Raw genomic sequence first — 20,197 nt, 5'->3', positions numbered from 1 at the left:
CGGGTCGCTTGTCGGGGAATATCGGGGGAAAGATGTCGGTCAAATGCAAAGGCGCCGGAATTCCCGGCGCAGCCCTCCATTTTGACCGACACGCCGGCCAAGCTCAACGCGCGTCCACTTTGAGCTCGGCGCCGGGCTTCCAGTCGGCACCCGACGCCTTGGTCTGGACGGCCCCCAGGAAGAGGCTTTCCGCCGGCGCCTTGTGCTCCAGAAGGTAGTCGCGCACCACCACGCCGCGCTGTACCGCCAGCTGCCGGATCGCTTCCTCGTCGACCGTCATGTTGCTCATGAGAAGGTCTTCCATTTCCGCGAGCGGAAGATCCTTGGCCATGCCGATGAGGTTGCGCGGCTTGCTGATGTCGGCGCGCTTGTAGACCGCCTCGAGCAGCGCCGGATACTCGGCGTCGGTCAGCGGCTCGACGGCGCCGGCGTCCTTGCCGGCGCGCACGGCCGCGCGCCGCTTCTCGGCCTGCGCCATCTCGCGCAGGCGGGCCTTGCGGTAGGCGTCCTTTTCCTTGTCCAGGCTGGCGGTGCCCACCACCGTCATGCGCAGGTTGGGTCGGTCGGTCATGGCCTTGGCGACCTTGTCCAGACTCTGGCGCGCGGCGTCGTTCAGCGTGTCGCGGCCGGCCTCGAAGACGATGACGTCCGACGGGCCGCCGCTTCCGCCACCACCCCCGCCGCCTGTGAGCAGGCTGATGGGCGACGTGATGGCCTTCACGATGAGGTTGACGATGCCCTTCCAGATCAGCGGCGCGAGGCTGAACTGCGGATCGTTGACGGAGCCGGACAGCGGCAACTCGACGTCGATCACGCCATTGCGGTCGGCCAGCAGCGCCACCGCCAGCTTGACCGGCAACGTTCGCTCGGCCCCCGGGACCTCCTCGCCGAAAGCGAGCTGATTGAGCACCAGCTTGTTGGTGGCCGTCAGCCGCCCATCCGGTTCGACCTTGTAGTTCAGGTCCACGCTCATCTTGCCGCGCTCGATGCCATGCCCGGTGTAGCGCGTGGTGTAGGGCGACAGCGGCGCCAACTCGAGGTCGCGCACCTTCGCGCCGATGTCGAGCTCCAGCGGCTTGGCCAGCGGGTTGAGCTTGCCGACGATCTCCAGCGAGGCGGTCTGCTGCGCCTTGCCGTGCAACTCGAGGTCCGCCAGCCTTGCCTTGCCGTCCACCGGCTGCGACGAGAAGGCGCTGAGCTTGCCGGTCAGCGCGCTCAGGTCGGCCGAGTAGTTCGGCTTGACGAAGTGGTCGGTGAAGTCGATGCGGCCGTTGACCAGGGAGATCGGGCCGAAGTTGATCTCCGGCTGCGGACCGGTGTCCTGCGGGGGGGCGGCGGGAGCGGCCGGCGCGGTGGCCACGGGCGCCTCGCCGCCCACCATGAGTTCGGCGGGCGGGACAGGGGCCGCCGCGCGCGCTGGGGCGGCCGTCGGCGCTGCAGCGGCCGGCGGCGTCACCGGCTGATCCGAGCGGGTGACGGTTTCGCCGCTGACCGGCTTGCGCACCGTGGAAGCGCCGGCACCGGCCTGGCCGGCAGGCGCTGCCGCCGCGCCCGGCTTGGGCGCCGTGGCCACCTCGACCGGCTTGCTGCTTGCCAGGTCCTGCAGATGCAGCTTGCCGCCTTCGTCGATGACGATTCGGGCGAACAGGTCCGTCAGCGAGGTCTCGCGCACGTCCAGCTTGAACGGTACGTTGGGCACCATGTCGAACTTGACGCCGCGCAGGCTGAGCGACCCCCAGGACAACAACCGGCCGGCATTGCGGTTCAGCGACCCGCCTCCGGCAGCCTCGACCAGCACCGAACTGTTCACGCGCAGGCTGTCGACCGCCGCATCGCCGTTCAGCGCCACGCGGGGGCCGGCGGATTCGCTGGCGAAGCGCAGCGTGCCGCGATAGTTCAGCAGCGCCCGGCGCAAGTCGAGATTGGGCAGCCGATCGGCCACGTACGCGTCGAACGCCTGCGCCGGAAAGCCGCCCACCTCCAGGCGCCCCTGCGTGGCCACGGGCTTGAGCGCGAGCGTGCCCTTGTAGGCAAAGCGCCCTTGCTCGGTGCGGCGGCCCGATCCGATACGCCCCGAGATCTCGAGCGGCAGATCGCCTTTGCCGTCCAGCGAGAACTTCTCCATCGACAGGTCGAGCGAACTGAAGCTCGCCTCCACCGGCCTGCTGCCCTTGACGGACTTGTCCGAAAAACCCACTTCCCCGCCGGAAATGCTGACCTTCGCCAGGCCGACCTGCCACGGCTTTTCGGTCCCGGCGCTGCGCGCCCCCCCGCCCCTGCCGGCGGTCCCGTCGGCGGACGGCCCGGACGATGGCGGCGCCTTCAGCCAATCCTCGTACATCCAGCGCCCTCGGCCGTCCCGGGCGACATCCGCCTTGGGCTTGTCGATCGCCAGGCTGGCCACCGAAATGTTCCGCTGGGCGAGGTCGATCCTGGCGTCGGCCAGCGCCAGCTTGCCGACGCCGACGAGCGTGTCCTTGCCTTCGCGCAGCGCGAGTGCCTCGGCCGACAGCTCCTGCACCTGCACCTGGAGCTGGTCTGGCTTCGCCCATTCGACGCCGATGCGGCCAGCCAGCGTGCCGTCGAGGGTCGGCGCCAGGTAGGCAGACACGTAGGACGCCGCAATCGACAGCGGCAGCTTGCCGATCTCGGTCTGCACCTTGGCCGACCGGTCGGTCGCCTCGCCCTGAAATTTGAGGCTGCCCCCACCCAGGCCGAACCCGCCTTCGAACTTCGCCGGCTTGTCCATCGGCCACCGCACATCCTGGGCCAACAGTTCGAGGGCCGTCAGTTCGACCTTGCCCGCCGGCGCGACGGCATCGTCGCTCCAGCGCACGACTCCCCCGTGCAAGCCGATCTTGTCGACCTGCGCCGTCCACACCAGCTTCTCGGCCGCACCCTTGGCCGCCTCGGCGATCGGGCGCGAGACCTCGGGCGGCTGCCCAGCCTGCTCCTGCGCCGGCGGTGGCTGCAGGTTCAGCCGGCCCTGGGCGTTGCGCGACACGGTCAGCTGCGGGCCTTGCAGCGTGACCTCGGCCACGTGCACCTTGCCTTCCAGCGGCCGCACTTCAGCCAGTTGCACCGTCAGGCCCTGGAAGGAAAGCAGGTCCTTGTCATGCGCATCCAGCAGCCTGGCGTCGTGCACCTCGACGGTGCCGCCGATGCGCAGTCCTTCCTCCGGTCCCTGCTGGAAGTTCACCTGCAGGTCCGCGTCCAGCGTCCCCCCCGCCAGCCGGGCGACCTGGTCGCGCGGCGCGTAGCCGAGGAACGGCTGCAGATCCAGCCCCTTGAAATGCACCCGCGCACCTGCCTGGCGAGCCTCGGCGAAAGGCAGCGCCTCGGCGGTCGAATCGAAGGCGCTGCCGTTGAGCGTGAACGCCAGCTTGGGCAGCACTTTCACTTCGCGCTGGGAAGGAAGGCTGCTGAGGAAAGGAATACCCAGCGTCAGGTCCCGGATCTCGTGCTTGGGTCCGATCGCCTGGTCGTCGAAATCGATGCTGCCACCCGTCAGCTCGATGTTGTAGATGGCGAACCGCGCGGGTTCTGCTCCCTCTTCCTTCGGCTTGCCAGGAGCGGCAAGCCGCTTGAGGATGTCGTCGAAGTCATAGCTGCCGTCCTTGTTGCGCACCGCCCGCACCGCCGGTCGTTCGATCACGACGGCGTCGATCACCGGTGCCAGGCGCACCAGAGATTGCAGTTCGGCGTCGACGTACGCGCGCCCGATCTCGACCTGGGCATGCCCCCCGTCGGCGCTGGCAATGCGCAGGTCGTCGACGGAAAGCTCCAGCGTCCAGGGCTTGAAGTCGATCTTGCCGACCGTGACCTGGCGCCCCAGCGCTTCGCTGGCGTGCTTTTGCAACTGGCTCTTGAGGATGGGCGGCACGGCCAGCCACAGAAGGGCCCACAAGATCAGCAGCGCTCCCAAGGCCCCCGCTGCACGCCGCACCCATTTGTTCTTAGTTAGTGAGACAGCATTCATGGCGGCAGTTTGCCGCATTCGCCGACGCCTTCCCACCCCACAAAAGAGAAAGCCCGGTGCATGACGTGAAGTCTCGCACCGGGCTCGATGGCGGGCCCAAGGCTCATGCCATCTGTTCGCACCTCCGGAAGAGGATGGTTCCGGCGGTGCTGGCGGCAAGAGATTGCCACCGTTGGGGGCCTCGACCGTCGGACCTCGGGGATGCTGCCCTTGGTCTGCCGGGTCTCGGCGGACGCCTGAAACATTCAGGCAAGCGCAGGTTAGACCGTGCGCCGGCGAAGTGCAAATCGAAATATCAATGGCCCCCGGCACATCGATTCGCGGAGGCGCTCGCGGCGGCTCTGAGCTGACATTTGGAAATAAAAAACGATTCCCTTATGCTTGACCGTGTATTTTGACCTCCCTAGAATCCCCCGCTGGCCTCGACATCCGACCCCTCGAGGCCCACTGATTCCGTCGAAACGTGAACTTTGCTTTGCGTTTCTATGTGTCAGGCGTTTCGCGCCCACCTCCCATTGCGCGAACCTGATACATGCCGATCCAACGCGCTGTCCCATTCGTCCTGCTGCCTTCGGGCCGCATCGGCGAGCGAGACAGGACAGAAAGGAAAGAGCGATGAAACAGGCGTTGTCGGCCGCAGCCCAAGGGCTGAGGACATTCGTGTCCGACGTGGCGGATGGCTTCTTCGAAATCACCCACAATGGCTTTGCCCTCCTGGGCCTGGCCACGGTGTTTGCCGTGCTGGCCCTGCTGGCGCGCCCCGACCTGCGCCAATCCGGCGAAGACCAGCTCATGGGCTGGCTGGAGGCACGCCGGGACGCCCTCAAGGTGGCCACGGCCGAGCCTGCCGCCGACCCGGTGGAGCTCGAACCCACCGCGCTGGAGCGCACCACGGCGGCCAGTCCGCTGGACCTGCCCAAGCAGCAGGCGGCCATTGCCTACTGGCTCGCCCGCAAGTACAGGGTGGCGCCGGAACCGCTGAGCGTGCTGGTGTCCGAAGCCTACGAACTGGGCCAGCGTACCAAGCTCGAGCCGACGCTCATCCTGGCCATCATGGCCGTGGAATCGAGCTTCAACCCGTTCGCGCAAAGCCACGTCGGCGCGCAGGGCCTGATGCAGGTCATGACCCGCGTGCATGGCGACAAATACGAAAGCGCCGGCGGCACACTGACGGCCTTCGATCCGGTGACCAACATGCGCGTGGGCGTGAAGGTGCTGCTCGAATGCATTTCCCGCGCCGGTTCGCTCGAGGGCGGCCTTCGCTACTACGTTGGCGCCGCCAACCTGCAAAGCGATGGCGGCTACGCCAGCAAGGTCATGGCCGAGCGTGCCCGCCTGGACCGGGTGGCGCATGGGCAGGCCGTGGCCCCCAACGCCTCGCCCGGCCCGACGCGCGACGGTTCGCCGTCGAACGCCATCGAGACCAAGAAGCGCCCCGCGGAGGGCGAAGACAAGGTCGCGCTGCTCTCGCCCGCACCCTGAGCGCATGCTGACTGCGCTCCCGGCCGGCGCCGCGCTCGGATAAACTCGGGGCGTACGCGACTGGCGATAGGCGCCCGTTTCCGCCGGCCCGGCACGGGCCGCGTCGGATGCACCGGCGCCGACGTGGGGCACACCACTGGGAAGCGTACCGCCCGCGCCGCCGGGTGTTTTGCCGTTCGCCTGGGCAGCCCTTGTTTGCTTCACTGAACAAGGCTCATCGTCTTGATTGAAGGACTGCCATGTACCAACGCAGCATTCTGGTCGACCAGACCGATCCCGAAGTGTGGGCCGCCATCCAGGCCGAGCATGCCCGCCAGGAACACCACATCGAGCTGATTGCCAGCGAGAACTACGCCTCGCCGGCCGTCATGGCCGCCCAGGGCACCCAGCTGACCAACAAGTACGCCGAGGGCTACCCCGGCCGCCGCTACTACGGCGGCTGCGAGCACGTCGACGTGGTCGAGCAACTGGCCATAGAGCGCATCAAGACGATCTTCGGCGCCGATGCCGCCAACGTGCAGCCGCATTGCGGCGCCTCGGCCAACGAGGCGGTCATGCTGGCCTTCCTCAAGCCCGGCGACACGATCATGGGCATGAGCCTGGCCGAAGGCGGCCACCTGACCCACGGGATGCCGCTGAACATGAGCGGCAAGTGGTTCAACGTGGTCAGCTACGGCCTGGACGCCAACGAGGCCATCGACTACGACGCCATGGAGCGCAAGGCCCACGAGCACCAGCCCAAGCTGATCATCGCCGGCGCGTCGGCGTATTCGCTGCGCATCGACTTCGAGCGCTTCGCCAAGGTGGCCCGCGACGTCGGCGCGATCTTCATGGTGGACATCGCCCATTACGCCGGCCTGGTGGCCGCGGGCGTCTATCCCAACCCGGTGCCGCATGCCGACGTGGTCACCTCCACCACGCACAAGAGCCTGCGCGGCCCGCGCGGTGGCATCATCCTCATGAAGGCGCAGCACGAGAAGGCGATCAACAGCGCCGTCTTCCCCGGGCTCCAGGGCGGGCCGCTGATGCACGTCATCGCCGCCAAGGCCGTCGCCTTCAAGGAAGCCATGGCGCCGGAGTTCAAGGCCTACCAGGAACAGGTGGTCAAGAATGCCCGCATCGTGGCCGAGACGCTTACCGAGCGCGGCCTGCGCATTGTCAGCGGGCGCACCGAAAGCCACGTGATGCTGGTGGACCTGCGTGCCAAGGGAATCACCGGCAAGGAGGCCGAGGCGGTGCTGGGCCAGGCCCACATGACGATCAACAAGAACGCCATCCCGAACGACCCGGAAAAGCCGATGGTGACGAGCGGCGTGCGCATCGGCACGCCGGCCCTGACCACGCGCGGCTTCAAGGACGAGGAAGCCCGCGCCACGGCGCACCTGATCGCCGACGTGCTCGACAACCCGCGCGACGCCGACCACATCGCCGCCGTCCGGGCCAAGGTACACGCGCTGACCGAGCGCTTCCCGGTCTACCGTTGATCGACGCCCGCGCCGCATGAAGTGTCCTTTCTGCGGCAACGCCGAGACGCAGGTCGTCGAGACCCGCGTCACCGAGGATGGCGAATTCGTTCGCAGGCGGCGCCAGTGCGCCGCCTGCGACAAGCGCTTCACCACCTATGAACGGCCGGAAGTGACATTCCCTGCCGTGGTCAAGAAAGACGGCCGCCGTGCCGAATTCGATTCCGGCAAGGTGCGCGCCTCGATGCAGCTGGCCCTGCGCAAGCGGCCGGTGAGCATCGAGCAGGTCGACAACGCGATCCTGCGCATCGAGCAGAAACTCCTGTCGAGCGGTCTGCGCGAAATCGAGTCGACCAAGCTTGGCGAGATCGTCATGCGCGAGCTCAAGCGCCTGGACAAGGTCGCCTACGTCCGCTTCGCGTCGGTGTACCGCAGCTTCGAAGACGTGGACGAGTTCCGCCAACTGTTGCGCGACATCTGACCCGCATGCGGCGGCACCGGCGTCGGCCCGGCTGCCTGCATTGGTGAGCAGTTGGTCCGATTCGTTGCACGGGCACCGCTTCTGCCGCTCATCCGCTGATCGGGCCCGAACGGCGGCGGGCTGCCATTCCAACTCCGGCCACGCCTAGCATCTGCCGCGAATCAACGAGGGGAGTTGGCGTTGTCGACGACAGGGGGCGAGGACGTGGTCGCGTCCAGGACCGGCGCGCGCCGCGCCTGCGGCAGCCGTGCACCGGTGGGCGGATTGGTGCTCATGGAACTGCTGCTGGCCGTCGCGCTGCTGGGCCTGCTCGCGGCTTTGGCGGCACCGGGTTTCACAGCAGTAACCGAGCGCTTGCGCGTGCGCTCCGCGACGGAGGCGCTGCGCGGCAGCCTTCACCTGGCGCGCGCCGAAGCATTCAAGCGCGGCGGCCGCGTGGCGGTGGTGCGCAGCCCCGGGCATGCCGACTGCCAGGCGACCTCGGACAACGCGGCGCAATGGCGATGCGGCTGGAAAGTCGTCGCCGATCTCGACGAGGACGGACGCGCAGCCTCGGGCGAAGCAGTGCTGCAGGCTGTCGTCACGACGGGCGGCGTCGACATCGTTCAGACCCGCGGCTCGGCCTCGCTCCGCGTGAACGCCTGGGGCCAGTTCAACGGCCTGGGCGCCCTGGGCTTCAGCCTGCAATCGCGGACCGCTCCCGCGGCCGTGGCGGCCCTGTGCATATCCGCCGGCGGCCGCATACGAGCCCGGCCCGACGCCGCACGATGCGCCGATTGAACACCGCCGCCGGCCGGCACGCGCTGCGCGGCGCAACCCTGCTCGAGGCCCTCATCGCCCTCGCCGTTCTTGGCCTTGCCCTGCTCGGCATGCTTTGGGGCCAGTTGCGGACGCTGGCGAGCAGCAGCGACAGCCTGCGCAGAAGCCAGGCCATCCTGTTGATCGACGACCTGACCGAGCGCATGCGCGCCAACCCGGGGCCGCTGGCGCAACTTGAGAACTTCCGCTCCGACTGGGGCACGACCGCCGACGACAGCGTCGACTGCGCCTCCCGTTGGTGCGACGCCACCGCCCTCGCCCGCTGGGATCTGGCGCGCTGGCGGCAAGCCGTCTACCGGCAGTTACCCTCGGGCGGGGCGGCGGTCTACCGACTGCAGGGCGACAGCAGCAAGGCAGGCACCAGGCTCGGCGTGATGATCGGCTGGCGTGCCGCTGGCGCCGCACCGCCGGTCGCCGCGCCAAACCCCATGCAGGAGCCGGGCCGGCCGGACTGCCCGCAGGGCTGGACCTGTCACTACGCCGTGGTGCAGCCCTGACATGCGCACGCGCCCGTCGCCCCGCATGCGCCGGCACAGGCAAGGCGCGATGCTGTTCGAGGTGCTGGTCGGACTGGCGGTCGGCGCCGTGGTGATCACGAGCGCCTTTGCCGCGCTGGTGCTGCTGCGCGATGCCCAGCGCGCCATCGAGGACCAGAGCCAGTTGCAGCAGCAGGCCGGCTTCCTGATGCGCGCAATCGGACGGCAAGTGCATCCGGCAGGCTCGCTCGACATGGAGTCGGTCGGCGACACCGGCGGCTTTCGCTATGCCGCACAGCCCGGGCCGGCCGGCGCAGACGGTGGGGCCGTTGTCCATGGCACCTCGGGCGATCGGCATGACAGCCTCACCCTCACGGAGCCGGCGCTGCCGGCGCCGGGTACGGCGCGCGTCGACTGCCTGGGCCAGGCGTCCCAGCCCGACCGCCGCACCAGCGCCACCTTCCATGCCGACACTTCCGGCAAGCTGAGTTGCCGCAGCAGTTCCGGACAGAACCAGCCGCTGGCCTACGGCGTCGCCGCATTTCGCGCCCGCTACCGCCTGCGCGACGGCACGCAGGTACGCGAAATGGACGCCGACGCGGTCGAACAGGCCGGACGCTGGCACCAGGTCGGCGCGATCGAGGTCTGCATCGACCTGCACGGCGCGCCGCACAGCGGCGGCGCATCGGCGCCCTACGTGGATTGCACCGGCCACGCCGTCTCGGATTCCGCGCGCCGCCATCTGGTGGTGCGCCGCCTGTTCACCCTGCGCGCCCGGGAGACCGGCTGACATGCGAGCCCGGCGCGGCGTCGAACGGAACCGCCAGCGTGGCGTGGTGCTGCTGGTCGTCATGGTGATGGTGCTGCTGTCCACCTTGCTGATGCTGGCCTCGGCCCGGACTGCCTGGTTCAGCCAGCGTCTCAGTGCGACCGAGGCCGATCACCACCGGGCCTTCGCCAATGCCCAGGCGATGCTGCGCGACGCTGAGTTCGACATTCGCGGCGAACGCCCCGACGGGACGCCATGCACCGGCGGCTCGGGTGCCTCCGCCGCCGGGGCGCCGGGCGGGCCGAACTGCCGCGGCCTCGCGCCATCCTTGGGCGAACCGTGGATCCCCAGGGCAGGCAAGGCGGATCATGCGCGGCTGCACGCGGTGATCATGGCTTCGGCCGCCGCTTCCGGCACGCCATGCACCCTCGGCATCTGCCTGCCTGGGGCCTTGCCGGACGGGTTCTGGAAGCAACCGTCCGACGAATTGATCCGCCTCACGCAAGGCGCGGCGCGGTTTGCGCAGTTCAGCGGCGCTGCGCCGGCGAACGATCCACTGCTGACCGAGCGGGCCTGGTACTGGATCGAGGTGCTGCCCTTTGCCGGTCCGTTCGGAACGGCCGAGGCGCCGGACGCCGACAACCCGTTCGTCTTCCGAATCACCGCACTGGCCGAAGGGCGCCGCCTCGGCACCCGGGTGGCGCTGCAAAGGCTTTTCGTCTGGAAGCGGGTGGACGCATGACGCGCTCTCTTTCGCGCCTTTGCCGCGCCGTCGGCCGAGCGCTTGTCGCCATCCCCTTGCAGGTCCTTGCGGCCAGCAGCGCGCCGCTGCCCGGGCCGGCGGAAACCGCCGCGGATGGCACGGGCTTCGACCTCGGCCCCGTGCTGGTCGACGGCCGCCTGCCGGCACCGAACCTGGTCCTGGCCTGGCAGCGCCTGCCGACCGAGCCGTCGCGCCGCCGAGAAGTGCTCGACGCGGTGCGGCACGCGGTGGGCCGGCTTGCGGACGGCAGCGTGCGCCTTGGCTGGGTGGCCGGCCGCGCGTGCGGTGCTCCGTCTCCCGCACGCCCGCCATGCGCACGGGCCAACCCTCCGCGGCCTTTGGACGCGGCCCGGCGCAAGGCTTTCGCCGCGTTCCTGCAGCAGGAGGCGCAAGCTGCCGCGGCGCCATCGGCCGACGATGTCGCGTCGCTCGTCGCCGCGGCCACTTCGGCGCTCGAGACCACCGATGCGAATACCGGCACTTGCCGGCAGTCGCACCTGCTGGTGCTGGGGACGAGCGTCGACGCCGACACCGAACGGCCGCGCACCACGAACCCCGCGGCTGATCCCGCGTCGCCGCGGGTGAGCGCGATCCACAGCGTGCGGCTCGCCGAAACCGGCGCCGGGGAAGCCATGGACAGGGCGTTGCGCACGGTGCTGGCCGAGGCCCAAGGCCTGCCCGGCTGGCGCGCCACCTCGCTGGTGTCAGCGCCGGGCGGCGCGGAGGACGCCGAACTGGTCGTCGCCGCTCGCTTCGATGCCTTGCGCTGGCACGGCGAACTGGTGGCGCGCACGAAAAGGGGCGAATTCATCGATGCGCAGTCCGCTCCCTGGGGCCGCGCGACGGATTCCGGCACGGCGCACACGACGGCAAGCCTGCTCGATCGACGACCTGCGCAAGCGCGGATCATTCTCTCCAGCCGCGGCGAGGCAGCGCAGTTGGAAGGCATTCCCTGGCGCTGGCCGGACCTGACGCCCGAACAACGCCGGGCGCTGGCCGACGACGGCCACGGCTCCGCCGACGCACTCGGCGAGCGCAGGCTCGCCTGGCTGCGCGGCGCGCGGGACGACGAGCAAGCGCATGGCGGCCCGTTGCGCGACCGGGTCTCGCGCCAGGCCGACGCCCTTCATGCGCAGCTGTGGGCAACCACCCACCCGGCCACGGGTTCGACTGTCGCCCCCAACACCGAAGCGCTCATCTTCGCCGGAGCCAATGGCGGAATGCTCCATGCCTTCGCCGCCCGCGACGGCAGCGAACGCTTCGCCTACGTCCCGCAAGGCGTGCATGGCCACCTCGCGAAGCTGACCCGGCCAGACTACATCCATCGCGCCTTCGTCGACGCCTCGCCGTTCAGCGCCAGATGGGACGATGGCGATGCGCGGCGACATTGGGTGTTCGGCTTTCCGGGCGCCGGGGCCAAGGGCTATTTCGCGATCGACGTCGCAAGTCCCTCGGCTTTCGACGACGAATCCCGGGCAGCCCGGCAGGTGCGCCTGGACACCACCGACGCGGCCGATCCGCACCTGGGTCACATCTTCGGCGCGCCGGTGACCACGCGTGCCGACCCCGGGCATTCCGCGTCCGTCGCACGGCTGCAGGACGGGCGCCCCGCCCTGGTCCTGGGCAACGGGTACGACAGCCGCGCCCGGCAAGCCGCATTGCTGATCCAGTACCTCGACGGCGCGCGCGAACTGCGCAAGATCACCGCCGGACGGGCGGGAAGCAATGGCCTGTCTCCCGTGCGCCTGGTCGACCTGGAGGGCGACCGGATCGCCGACCTCGCCTACGCGGGCGACTTGCAGGGGCGCCTGTGGAAATTCGACCTGCGTTCGGCCGACCCCGCGCAATGGGCAGTGGCCCGGTCCGGCGAACCCGTATTTGCGGCGCGCGACGCGCAGGGTCAGCCGCAGCCCATCACCACGGCGCCACATTGGGAGCCCCATCCGGACGGCGGCGGCATGCTGGTGGTGGGTACCGGCCAACTGCTCCGCCGCGCGGACCGCCACACCGCCGGCGCGCAGTCGATCTACGGCATTCGCGACCACGGTGACGGCACCGACGCCGTCATCGAACGCGCCCGCCTGCAGCAGCGGTCCTTGTCGACGCCACCTGCGGTCACCGCCGCGGCAACCAACCCGCCCGCGGGCACCGGCAGCGACCGCATGCGCGGATGGTTCATCGACCTGCCGTCGCGCGGCGAGCGCGTCCTGGCGCACCCCGCGGCTTTCGACGCGGGCCTGGTCGACGTCATCGCCACGGTACCGGCAGTACCCGCCGGCCCCGATGCCGCCGAGTCCTGCACGCCGGCCCGGGAGCGCCGCTTCCGCTACACGCTGCGCGCGCTCGATGGCACGCGCCCGCGCACCGCCCTCTACGGCGACGCCAATGCGGCGGCCGAGTTCGGCGCTCACCGCGTCGAGCTGCCGGACGCGCCCGTCCTGATCGTGCGGGGCATCCACACGGACAGCCGGCTCCAATTCGATGGCACCCGCCACCCGCGGCGCAAGCGTCCTGGCTTCACCGCGGTGCGCCCGGCCTGGCGCCAGTTGAGATGAATGGGGCGGGCGGGGCCCCGCGGCCGGCTCCTGCGCGGCGCCCTGCTAGGCGCCGGCGCCCGCGCTCCGGCTTCACCCTGCTGGAGATGCTGGTGGTGATGCTGCTCACGGCCATCGTGGCCGCCATCGCGCTGCCCGGGTACCACCGGATCCTGCAGCGTGCGCACCGCGCCGAAGCCCGCACCGCGCTGCTGCGGGCCGCCCATTGGCTGGAACGCGAAGCCACCGCGCGCGGCCTCTATCCGGAAGGCGCGTTGCCGGCGTCACTCGGCATTTCCGACGGCAAACGCTACCGCATCCTGCGACAGCCGCCGGAAAACGCCGCACACGCCGGCCTGCGATTCGTTCTCCATGCCGTTCCCCAGGGCGCACAGGCGACAGACGCCTGCGGCACGCTCACCTTGAAGGACACCGGCGAGCACGGCGCGACAGGCCCGGATGCAGCGGCAGCCAACTGCTGGCCCGGTTGAATGCGCCGCAGGCGACGCCGCCGACCGGCACGCCCCGCTATGCTGCACGCCATGATGCAGCTTGCCCTCGAAGCGGCGCGCCACGCGCTGCGCCTGTCACCGCCCAATCCCGCCGTCGGCTGCGTGCTGGTGGCACCGGACGGCACCATGATCGGGGTCGGCCATACCCAGCGCGCCGGCGGCCCGCACGCCGAGATCATGGCGCTGCGCGATGCCGCCCAGCACGGGCGGTCCGTGCAAGGCGCCACCGCCTACGTCACCCTGGAGCCGTGTGCCCACCACGGCCGCACCGGCCCCTGCTGCGACGCCCTCATCGCAGCGGGCATCGGCAAGGTGGTTGCCTCGCTGCCCGACCCGAACCCCCTGGTCGCCGGCCAGGGCTTCGAGCGGCTGCGCGCGGCAGGGGTCGAGGTCGAGGTCGGCGCCGGCGCCGACGAGGCGCACGAACTCAACATCGGCTTCTTCAGCCGCATGGTGCGCGGTCTGCCATGGGTGCGCATGAAGGTCGCGGCCTCGCTGGACGGCCGTACCGCGCTGGAGAACGGCACCAGCCAGTGGATCACCAGCCCCGCCGCCCGCGCCGACGGCCATGCCTGGCGCGCCCGCGCCGGCGCCATCCTGACCGGCGTCGGCACCGTGATCGAGGACGATCCGCGGCTCGACGTGAGGGAAATCGAAACCGAGCGCCAGCCGCCGCTGGCGCTGGTCGACAGCCACTTGCAGACGCCGGTCGACGCGCGCCTGTTCGAGGTGCCCGGGCGCGAAGTCTGGATCTACGCCGCCCGCCGGGATCCGGCCCGCGCCGCCGCCCTGGAGGCCCGTGGCGCGCACGTGCGCTGCATGCCCGACGACACAGGCAAGGTGGCGCTCGCCGAGATGATGCGGGACCTTGCCCAGCGCGAGGTCAACGAACTGCACGTCGAGGCCGGCCACAAGCTCAACGGCTCGCTGCTGCGCGAAGGCCAGGTCGACGAGCTGCTGCTGTACCTGGCGCCGAAGCTGATCGGCGATGGCCTGGGCATGGCCAGCCGCATCCACGCGCACGGGCCGCTGAACATGCTGTCCGATGCCTTGTCGCTTGAATTTCGCAACGTGGAAGCGATCGGCACCGATCTGCGTATCCTCGCCCGGCTGGCCGGGCGCGCCGCTTTCTAAGGGGGCACTGCCCGCCAAATCGGGGCAAACCCGGTGCGGCCATAAAATACCGGGATGTTCACCGGAATCATTACCGGCGTGGGGCGCATCGCCGCCGTCCACGACCTCGGAAGCTCTTCATCGCACGGCAAGCGACTGCACATCGGCGCCCCGGCCGGCTACCTCGACGATGTGGGCCTCGGTGACAGCATCGCCCTGAACGGCGCCTGCATGACGGTGACCACCGTCGACGCGGGCCGGGGCCAGTTCACCATCGACATTTCCGCCGAATCGCTCGACAAGACCGCCGGCCTGACCGAGGCGGGCGGACAGATCAACCTGGAGAAAGCCCTGCGGGCCAGCGACCGGCTGGGCGGTCACATCGTCTCGGGCCACGTGGACGGCGTCGGCCGGGTGGTCCGCTTCGAGCCGATCGGCGAAAGCTGGGAGCTCGTCGTGCGTGCGCCGCGCGAACTGGCACACTTCCTGGCATACAAGGGCTCGATCACCGTCAATGGCGTCAGCCTGACGGTCAACCGCGTCGACGACCACCCGCAAGGCAGCGACGTCAGCATCAACCTCATCCCTCACACCGTGCAGAACACCGCGCTGGGCCAGCTGCGCGAAGGCAGCCCGGTCAACCTCGAAATCGACACCGTCGCGCGCTACGTCGAGCGCATGCTGAAGGCCGGCGCCATCGCGCCGGCTTCTGCCAAGGACAAGCAACCATGAACGCATCGGTCACCCCCCTGTCCGCCGTGCCGAGCGACGACCGTGCGCGCGCGCCGATCTCGCCGGTATCCGAAATCGTCGACGAGCTGCGTGCCGGACGCATGGTCATCCTCGTGGACGAGGAAGACCGCGAGAACGAGGGCGACATCATCATCGCCGCCGACCACATCACGCCCGAGGCCATCAACTTCATGGCACGGCACGCACGCGGCCTGATCTGCCTGACACTGTCGCGCGAGATGTGCGAGCGATTGCAGCTGCCGCCCATGGTGGCGCGCAACGGCGCCAAGCATTCCACCGCGTTCACCGTGTCGATCGAGGCTGCCGAAGGCGTCAGCACCGGCATCTCGGCGGCGGATCGCGCCCGCACCGTGCAGGCGGCAGTGGCGCCGGACGCCGTTGCGGCAGACCTGGTCCAGCCCGGCCACATCTTCCCGCTGCAGGCCGTGGACGGCGGCGTGCTCATGCGTGCCGGTCACACCGAGGCCGGGTGCGACCTGGCCGCCATGGCGGGCTGCTCGCCGGCCTCGGTCATCTGCGAAGTGATGAACGAGGACGGCACGATGGCGCGCCTGCCGGACCTGCAGCTGTTCGCGGCCCAGCACGGGCTCAAGATCGGCACCATTGCCGCATTGATCGAGCACCGCAGCCGCACCGAGACGCTGGTCCAGCGCGTAGGGGAAGCCCGCGAGATCCAGACCGCCTGGGGCACGTTCACCGCCCACGCCTTCCGCGACGCGCCCAGCGGCGGCGTGCACCTGGCGCTCGTGTGCGGGCGCTGGGCCCCCGAGGACACGGTGCCCGTGCGCGTGCACGAGCCCCTGTCGCTGCTCGATGCGCTGGAACTCAACCGGCCGATGCACTCCTGGAGCCTTGACGCCAGCCTTTCTCGCATCGCCGCCGAGGGGCGCGGCGTGGCCGTGTTCCTCAATTGCGGCGAATCGGCCGAGGAACTGCTGGCGCAGTTCAACGGCACCGCCCGTCCGGCACAGGCGCCCGAGCGCGGACGCATGGACCTGCGCAGCTATGGCATCGGGGCGCAGATCCTGCGCGAATGCGGCGTGCAGCGCATGAACCTGCTGGGAACGCCGCGGCGCATGCCCAGCATGGCGGCCGGCTACGGGCTTGAGATCGCGGGCTACATCACCCGCGACTGACGCCGTCTCGGAACAACACTCGAACAAACCAATACAACATGCAAGATTCCAACAAGGGAGCAGCCCCGCAGCCGCTGGACGGCAAGGGGCTACGCATCGGGATGGTGCAGGCCCGGTTCAACGAAGAGATCACCGACGCGCTGGCGGCAGCCTGCCTGGGCGAACTCGAATCGCTCGGCGTGGCGCCGGCCGACATCGTGCACGTCACCGTGCCCGGCGCGCTCGAAGTGCCTGTCGCCCTGCAGGCGCTGGCCACGCGCGGCGGCTTCCACGCGCTGGTGGCGCTGGGCTGCATCATCCGCGGCGAGACCTATCACTTCGAGCTGGTCGCCAACGAATCGGGCACCGGCGTCAGCCGCGTGGCGCTGGACGCCCGCCTGCCGATCGCCAACGCGGTGCTCACCACCGAGAACCATGCGCAGGCCGTGGCCCGCCAGGACGAAAAGGGCCGCGACGCCGCGCGCGTGGCGGTGGAAATGGCCCAGTTGCTGGCACGCCTCAAATGAACGACGACAACAACCCGGCGGGCAAGCCCGCCACGCGCCCGCCGCGCGGCGGCCTGACGAGCACTGGCGCGCGCAAGGCATCGGCCAAGTCCGCGCGCAGCCGCGCGCGCGAGTTCGCGCTGCAGGCGCTCTACCAGCACATGGTCGGCCGCAACGACGCCGAATCCATCGACTCGTTCACGCGCGACCTCGCCGGCTTCCACAAGGCCGACGCGGTGCACTACGACTCCCTGCTGCACGGCGCCATCGCGCAGGCGGTCGAGCTCGACGGCCTGATCGTGCCGCTGCTCGACCGCAAGCTGGCCGAAATATCTCCGATCGAACATGCGGTGATGTGGATCGGCGTCTACGAGTTCATGCATTGCCCCGACGTGCCCTGGCGCGTCGTGCTCAACGAATGCATCGAGCTGGCCAAGGAGTTCGGCGGCACCGACGGGCACAAGTACGTCAATGCCGTGCTCAACGGCCTGGCGCCCACCCTGCGCAGCGCCGAGGTGGACGCCGACCGCAGCGGCGGAAAGGCTCGTCCTTGAGCCCGCAGGACGTGGCGCCCATGAGGATTTCATCGCGCGCCGAGCGCATCGAGCCTTTCTACGTGATGGAAGTGGCCAAGGCCGCCATGCAGATGGCGCGCGACGTCGCGCGCAGCGACCGGCCGATGATCTTCCTGAACATCGGCGAGCCGGATTTCACCGCCCCGCCGCTGGTCCAGGAAGCCGCGGCGCGCGCCATCCGCGACGGCGCCACCCAATACACCCATGCCGTCGGCCTGGACGCGCTGCGCGAACGCATCAGCGGCTGGTACGCCGAACGCTTCGGGGTGCAGGTGCCGGCGCGCCGCATCGTGGTCACCGCCGGGGCGTCGGCGGCGCTGCAGTTGGCCTGCTTGGCGCTGATCGAGCGCGGCGACCGGGTCCTCATGCCCGACCCCAGCTACCCGTGCAACCGCCACTTCGTCACCGCGGCCGAAGGCGAACCCGTGCTGTTGCCGACCACCGCTGCCGAACGCTTCCAGCTGAGCGCGGACAAGGTCGAGGCCGCCTGGGACGCGCGCACGCGCGGCGTCCTGCTGGCCTCGCCGTCCAACCCGACCGGCACCTCGATCGCTCCGGGCGAACTGCGCCGCATCCACGAATTCGTGGCCGCGCGCGGCGGCCTGACGCTGATCGACGAAATCTACCTGGGCCTGTCCTACGACGATGCCTTCAGCCAGACGGCGCTGGCCATCGACGACCAGGTCATCAGCATCAACAGCTTCTCGAAGTACTTCAACATGACCGGCTGGCGGCTCGGCTGGCTGGTCGTGCCGGACGCGCTGGTGCCGGTGGTCGAGCGCCTGGCGCAAAACCTCTTCATCTGCGCCAGCACCATCTCGCAGCATGCGGCGCTGGCCTGCTTCGAGGGCGAGAGCATTGCCGAATACGAACGCCGGCGCAGCGAGTTCAAGGCGCGGCGCGACTGGTTCATTCCGCAGCTCGAGTCCGTCGGCCTGCCTGTGCCTGTGGTGCCGGACGGCGCCTTCTACGCCTGGGCCGACTGCAGCGCGATGGCGCAGCGCATGGGCATCGAGGGCAGCTGGGACTTCGCCTTCAGGCTCATGGAGCGCGCCCACATCGCGATCACGCCCGGGCGCGACTTCGGCTCGGCCGACACCCGCCGCTACGTGCGCTTCTCGACGGCCAGCAGCATGGCCCAGCTGGAGCAGGCCATCGACCGGCTGCGCGCCCTGTGACGAGGGCCGGCCTGCCCATGAACTTCTCGCACCCGATCCGCGTCTACTGGGAAGACACCGACGCGGGCGGCATCGTCTTCTACGCCAACTACCTCAAGTTCATGGAGCGCGCGCGCACCGAATGGCTGCGCGCGCTGGGCATCGAGCAGCAGCGGCTGCGCGAAGAAAGCGGCGGCATGTTCGTGGTGAGCCAGACGCATCTCAAGTACCACCGCCCCGCCCGGCTGGACGACCAGCTTTTGGTTACCGCGGAACTCCAGGACGCCGGCAGCGCGTCGTTGATAATCAACCAGCGCGTGTTGCTGGCCGATGCGGCCGGCAACCAGGACGGGTCCGCGCCTGCCTCGTCGGCGGCACGGGCCTTGCTCTGCGAAGGCAGCATCCGCATCGGCTGGGTGCAGGCCGTCACGCTGCGGCCGGCGCGCATACCGGCCCGTGTGGCGCAAGCCCTCGCGCATTCGATTCCAGGCACGCATCCCGATCCGGGCCACTCTTCCGTGAAGCCATGAACCAAGACTTCTCCATCGTCACTCTCATCCTCCACGCCAGCTTCGTGGTGCAACTGGTGATGGCGCTGCTGTTGTGCGTCTCCATCGCCAGCTGGGCCGCCATCATCCGCAAGTACTTCGCGCTCAAGCGAACGCGGGCGCTGAACGAAGATTTCGAACGGGAGTTCTGGTCGGGCACCAGCCTCAACGAGCTCTTTTCATCGGCCGCGCAGAACGCCAAGTTCGCCGGGCCCATGGAACGCATATTCGCCAGCGGCATGCGCGAATACCACAAGCTGCGCGAGCGCCACATCGGCGACGCCACCACGCTCCTCGACGGCGCCCGCCGCGCCATGCGGGCGAGCTTCCAGCGCGAGCTCGACGCGATCGAATCGAACCTGTCGTTCCTGGCGACAGTCGGCTCGGTCAGCCCGTACGTTGGCCTGTTCGGCACGGTGTGGGGCATCATGCACGCGTTCACCGGCCTGTCGAGCATGACGCAGGTCACCCTCTCCACCGTCGCCCCGGGCATCGCCGAGGCGCTGGTCGCCACTGCCATCGGCCTGTTTGCCGCCATCCCCGCGGTGGTCGCCTACAACCGCTTCGCACGCGAGATCGACAAGATCGCCATCGCGCTGGAAACCTTCATCGAGGAATTCAGCAACATCATGCAACGCAACCTGTCGGCCACGCAGCGCTGAAGCGCGAGCGAGCCGCCACCGAGCACTTCGACCCAAGGAACGCCCGCCATGCCAGCCGTCAGTTCCCGCGGCCGCGGCCGCCGCACCATCAACGAGATCAACATGGTGCCCTTCATCGACGTGATGCTGGTGCTGTTGATCATCTTCATGGTCACGGCGCCGCTCATCGCGCCGAGCGAGATCAAGCTGCCCAGCGTCGACCGGGCCAGCCAGCGCCAGGACAAGCCGATCGAGATCGTCATCCGCAGCGATGACGAGGTGCGCATCAAGAAGGATGCCTCCAGCGGCACCGGCTACACCTCGATCCCGTTCACCCAGATCGGCGCCGCCGCGCTCGAGGCACAGGGCGGCGATGAGACGCGCCCCGTCGTCCTGAGCGCGGACAAGGAGGTCAAGTACGACACCGTCGTCAAGGCCATGAACCAACTCAAGCGAAGCGGTATCGAACGGGTCGGCCTGTCGGTGCAGACCACCGGCACCACCAAGTAGC

At 69.5% G+C, this 20,197-nt stretch carries 19 protein-coding genes and 1 riboswitch; of the genes, 18 read left to right on the top strand and 1 reads right to left on the bottom strand.

All coding sequences use genetic code 11. From position 1 onward, the window contains the following. Positions 1 to 103 precede the first annotated feature (103 nt). The gene (locus VES41_RS10450; RefSeq protein WP_324816384.1) at positions 104 to 3,907 is read right to left on the bottom strand and encodes a DUF748 domain-containing protein; all 3,804 of its coding nucleotides are present in this window, start codon (positions 3,905 to 3,907) and stop codon (positions 104 to 106) included. Between the two features lie 687 nt (positions 3,908 to 4,594). Between VES41_RS10450 and VES41_RS10445 the strand changes: the two genes are divergently transcribed. The 18 genes from VES41_RS10445 (at position 4,595) to VES41_RS10360 (ending at position 20,196) form a co-directional block, all read left to right on the top strand. Further along, a complete protein-coding gene (locus tag VES41_RS10445; protein WP_324816383.1) occupies positions 4,595 to 5,461 on the top strand; it encodes a lytic transglycosylase domain-containing protein in 867 nt (288 codons plus the stop codon). Positions 5,462 to 5,560: 99 nt separating this feature from the next. After that, positions 5,561 to 5,654, top strand: a riboswitch (ZMP/ZTP riboswitch). A 46-nt stretch (positions 5,655 to 5,700) separates the two neighbouring features. Next, entirely contained in the window at positions 5,701 to 6,945 is a 1,245-nt protein-coding gene (gene glyA / locus VES41_RS10440) for a serine hydroxymethyltransferase (RefSeq protein WP_324816381.1), read from the top strand. 16 nt (positions 6,946 to 6,961) lie between these two features. Beyond that, a complete protein-coding gene (gene nrdR, locus VES41_RS10435; protein ID WP_324816379.1) occupies positions 6,962 to 7,405 on the top strand; it encodes a transcriptional regulator NrdR in 444 nt (147 codons plus the stop codon). A 273-nt stretch (positions 7,406 to 7,678) separates the two neighbouring features. Further along, on the top strand, positions 7,679 to 8,185 hold the full coding sequence (locus tag VES41_RS10430; protein WP_324816378.1) for a GspH/FimT family protein: 507 nt from the start codon (positions 7,679 to 7,681) through the stop codon (positions 8,183 to 8,185). After that, a complete protein-coding gene (gene pilV / locus VES41_RS10425) occupies positions 8,182 to 8,721 on the top strand; it encodes a type IV pilus modification protein PilV (protein ID WP_324816377.1) in 540 nt (179 codons plus the stop codon). Before VES41_RS10430 ends, pilV begins: the two co-directional genes overlap by 4 nt. 1 nt (position 8,722) lies before the next feature. Next, positions 8,723 to 9,490 (top strand): hypothetical protein, encoded by a 768-nt coding sequence (locus VES41_RS10420; protein WP_324816375.1) that lies wholly within the window; start codon positions 8,723 to 8,725, stop codon positions 9,488 to 9,490. Positions 9,491 to 9,533: 43 nt separating this feature from the next. Further along, entirely contained in the window at positions 9,534 to 10,211 is a 678-nt protein-coding gene (locus tag VES41_RS10415; RefSeq protein WP_324816374.1) for a hypothetical protein, read from the top strand. Between the two features lie 224 nt (positions 10,212 to 10,435). Then, positions 10,436 to 12,787, top strand: a complete 2,352-nt coding sequence (locus VES41_RS10410; RefSeq protein ID WP_324816372.1) for a pilus assembly protein — start codon at positions 10,436 to 10,438, stop codon at positions 12,785 to 12,787. Beyond that, on the top strand, positions 12,784 to 13,257 hold the full coding sequence (locus VES41_RS10405; protein ID WP_324816370.1) for a type IV pilin protein: 474 nt from the start codon (positions 12,784 to 12,786) through the stop codon (positions 13,255 to 13,257). Before VES41_RS10410 ends, VES41_RS10405 begins: the two co-directional genes overlap by 4 nt. 51 nt (positions 13,258 to 13,308) lie before the next feature. Next, complete coding sequence (ribD, locus tag VES41_RS10400) at positions 13,309 to 14,412, top strand: bifunctional diaminohydroxyphosphoribosylaminopyrimidine deaminase/5-amino-6-(5-phosphoribosylamino)uracil reductase RibD (RefSeq protein ID WP_324816368.1); 1,104 nt, start codon at positions 13,309 to 13,311, stop codon at positions 14,410 to 14,412. A 54-nt stretch (positions 14,413 to 14,466) separates the two neighbouring features. Next, entirely contained in the window at positions 14,467 to 15,123 is a 657-nt protein-coding gene (locus VES41_RS10395) for a riboflavin synthase (protein ID WP_324816367.1), read from the top strand. Continuing rightward, entirely contained in the window at positions 15,120 to 16,280 is a 1,161-nt protein-coding gene (gene ribBA / locus VES41_RS10390; RefSeq protein ID WP_324816366.1) for a bifunctional 3,4-dihydroxy-2-butanone-4-phosphate synthase/GTP cyclohydrolase II, read from the top strand. The genes VES41_RS10395 and ribBA overlap by 4 nt, the downstream gene beginning before the upstream one ends. Before the next feature lie 38 nt (positions 16,281 to 16,318). Further along, positions 16,319 to 16,786 (top strand): 6,7-dimethyl-8-ribityllumazine synthase, encoded by a 468-nt coding sequence (ribH, locus tag VES41_RS10385; protein WP_324816364.1) that lies wholly within the window; start codon positions 16,319 to 16,321, stop codon positions 16,784 to 16,786. Beyond that, positions 16,783 to 17,319, top strand: a complete 537-nt coding sequence (gene nusB / locus VES41_RS10380) for a transcription antitermination factor NusB (protein ID WP_324816363.1) — start codon at positions 16,783 to 16,785, stop codon at positions 17,317 to 17,319. Before ribH ends, nusB begins: the two co-directional genes overlap by 4 nt. Before the next feature lie 20 nt (positions 17,320 to 17,339). Next, complete coding sequence (locus VES41_RS10375) at positions 17,340 to 18,518, top strand: pyridoxal phosphate-dependent aminotransferase (protein ID WP_324816361.1); 1,179 nt, start codon at positions 17,340 to 17,342, stop codon at positions 18,516 to 18,518. Between the two features lie 17 nt (positions 18,519 to 18,535). Beyond that, on the top strand, positions 18,536 to 19,027 hold the full coding sequence (locus VES41_RS10370) for a tol-pal system-associated acyl-CoA thioesterase (RefSeq protein ID WP_324816360.1): 492 nt from the start codon (positions 18,536 to 18,538) through the stop codon (positions 19,025 to 19,027). Beyond that, a complete protein-coding gene (gene tolQ, locus VES41_RS10365; protein ID WP_324816358.1) occupies positions 19,024 to 19,707 on the top strand; it encodes a protein TolQ in 684 nt (227 codons plus the stop codon). The genes VES41_RS10370 and tolQ overlap by 4 nt, the downstream gene beginning before the upstream one ends. A gap of 48 nt (positions 19,708 to 19,755) precedes the next feature. Next, positions 19,756 to 20,196, top strand: coding sequence for a biopolymer transporter ExbD (locus VES41_RS10360; protein ID WP_324816356.1), 441 nt, complete (start codon positions 19,756 to 19,758; stop codon positions 20,194 to 20,196). The last annotated feature ends 1 nt before the right edge of the window (position 20,197 follow it).

This window comes from Variovorax sp., assembly GCF_035634955.1.
GTDB lineage: Bacteria > Pseudomonadota > Gammaproteobacteria > Burkholderiales > Burkholderiaceae_C > Variovorax.
The sequence above is the reverse complement of the archived record's forward strand: the minus strand, read 5'-3'. Positions and strand labels throughout refer to the sequence as shown.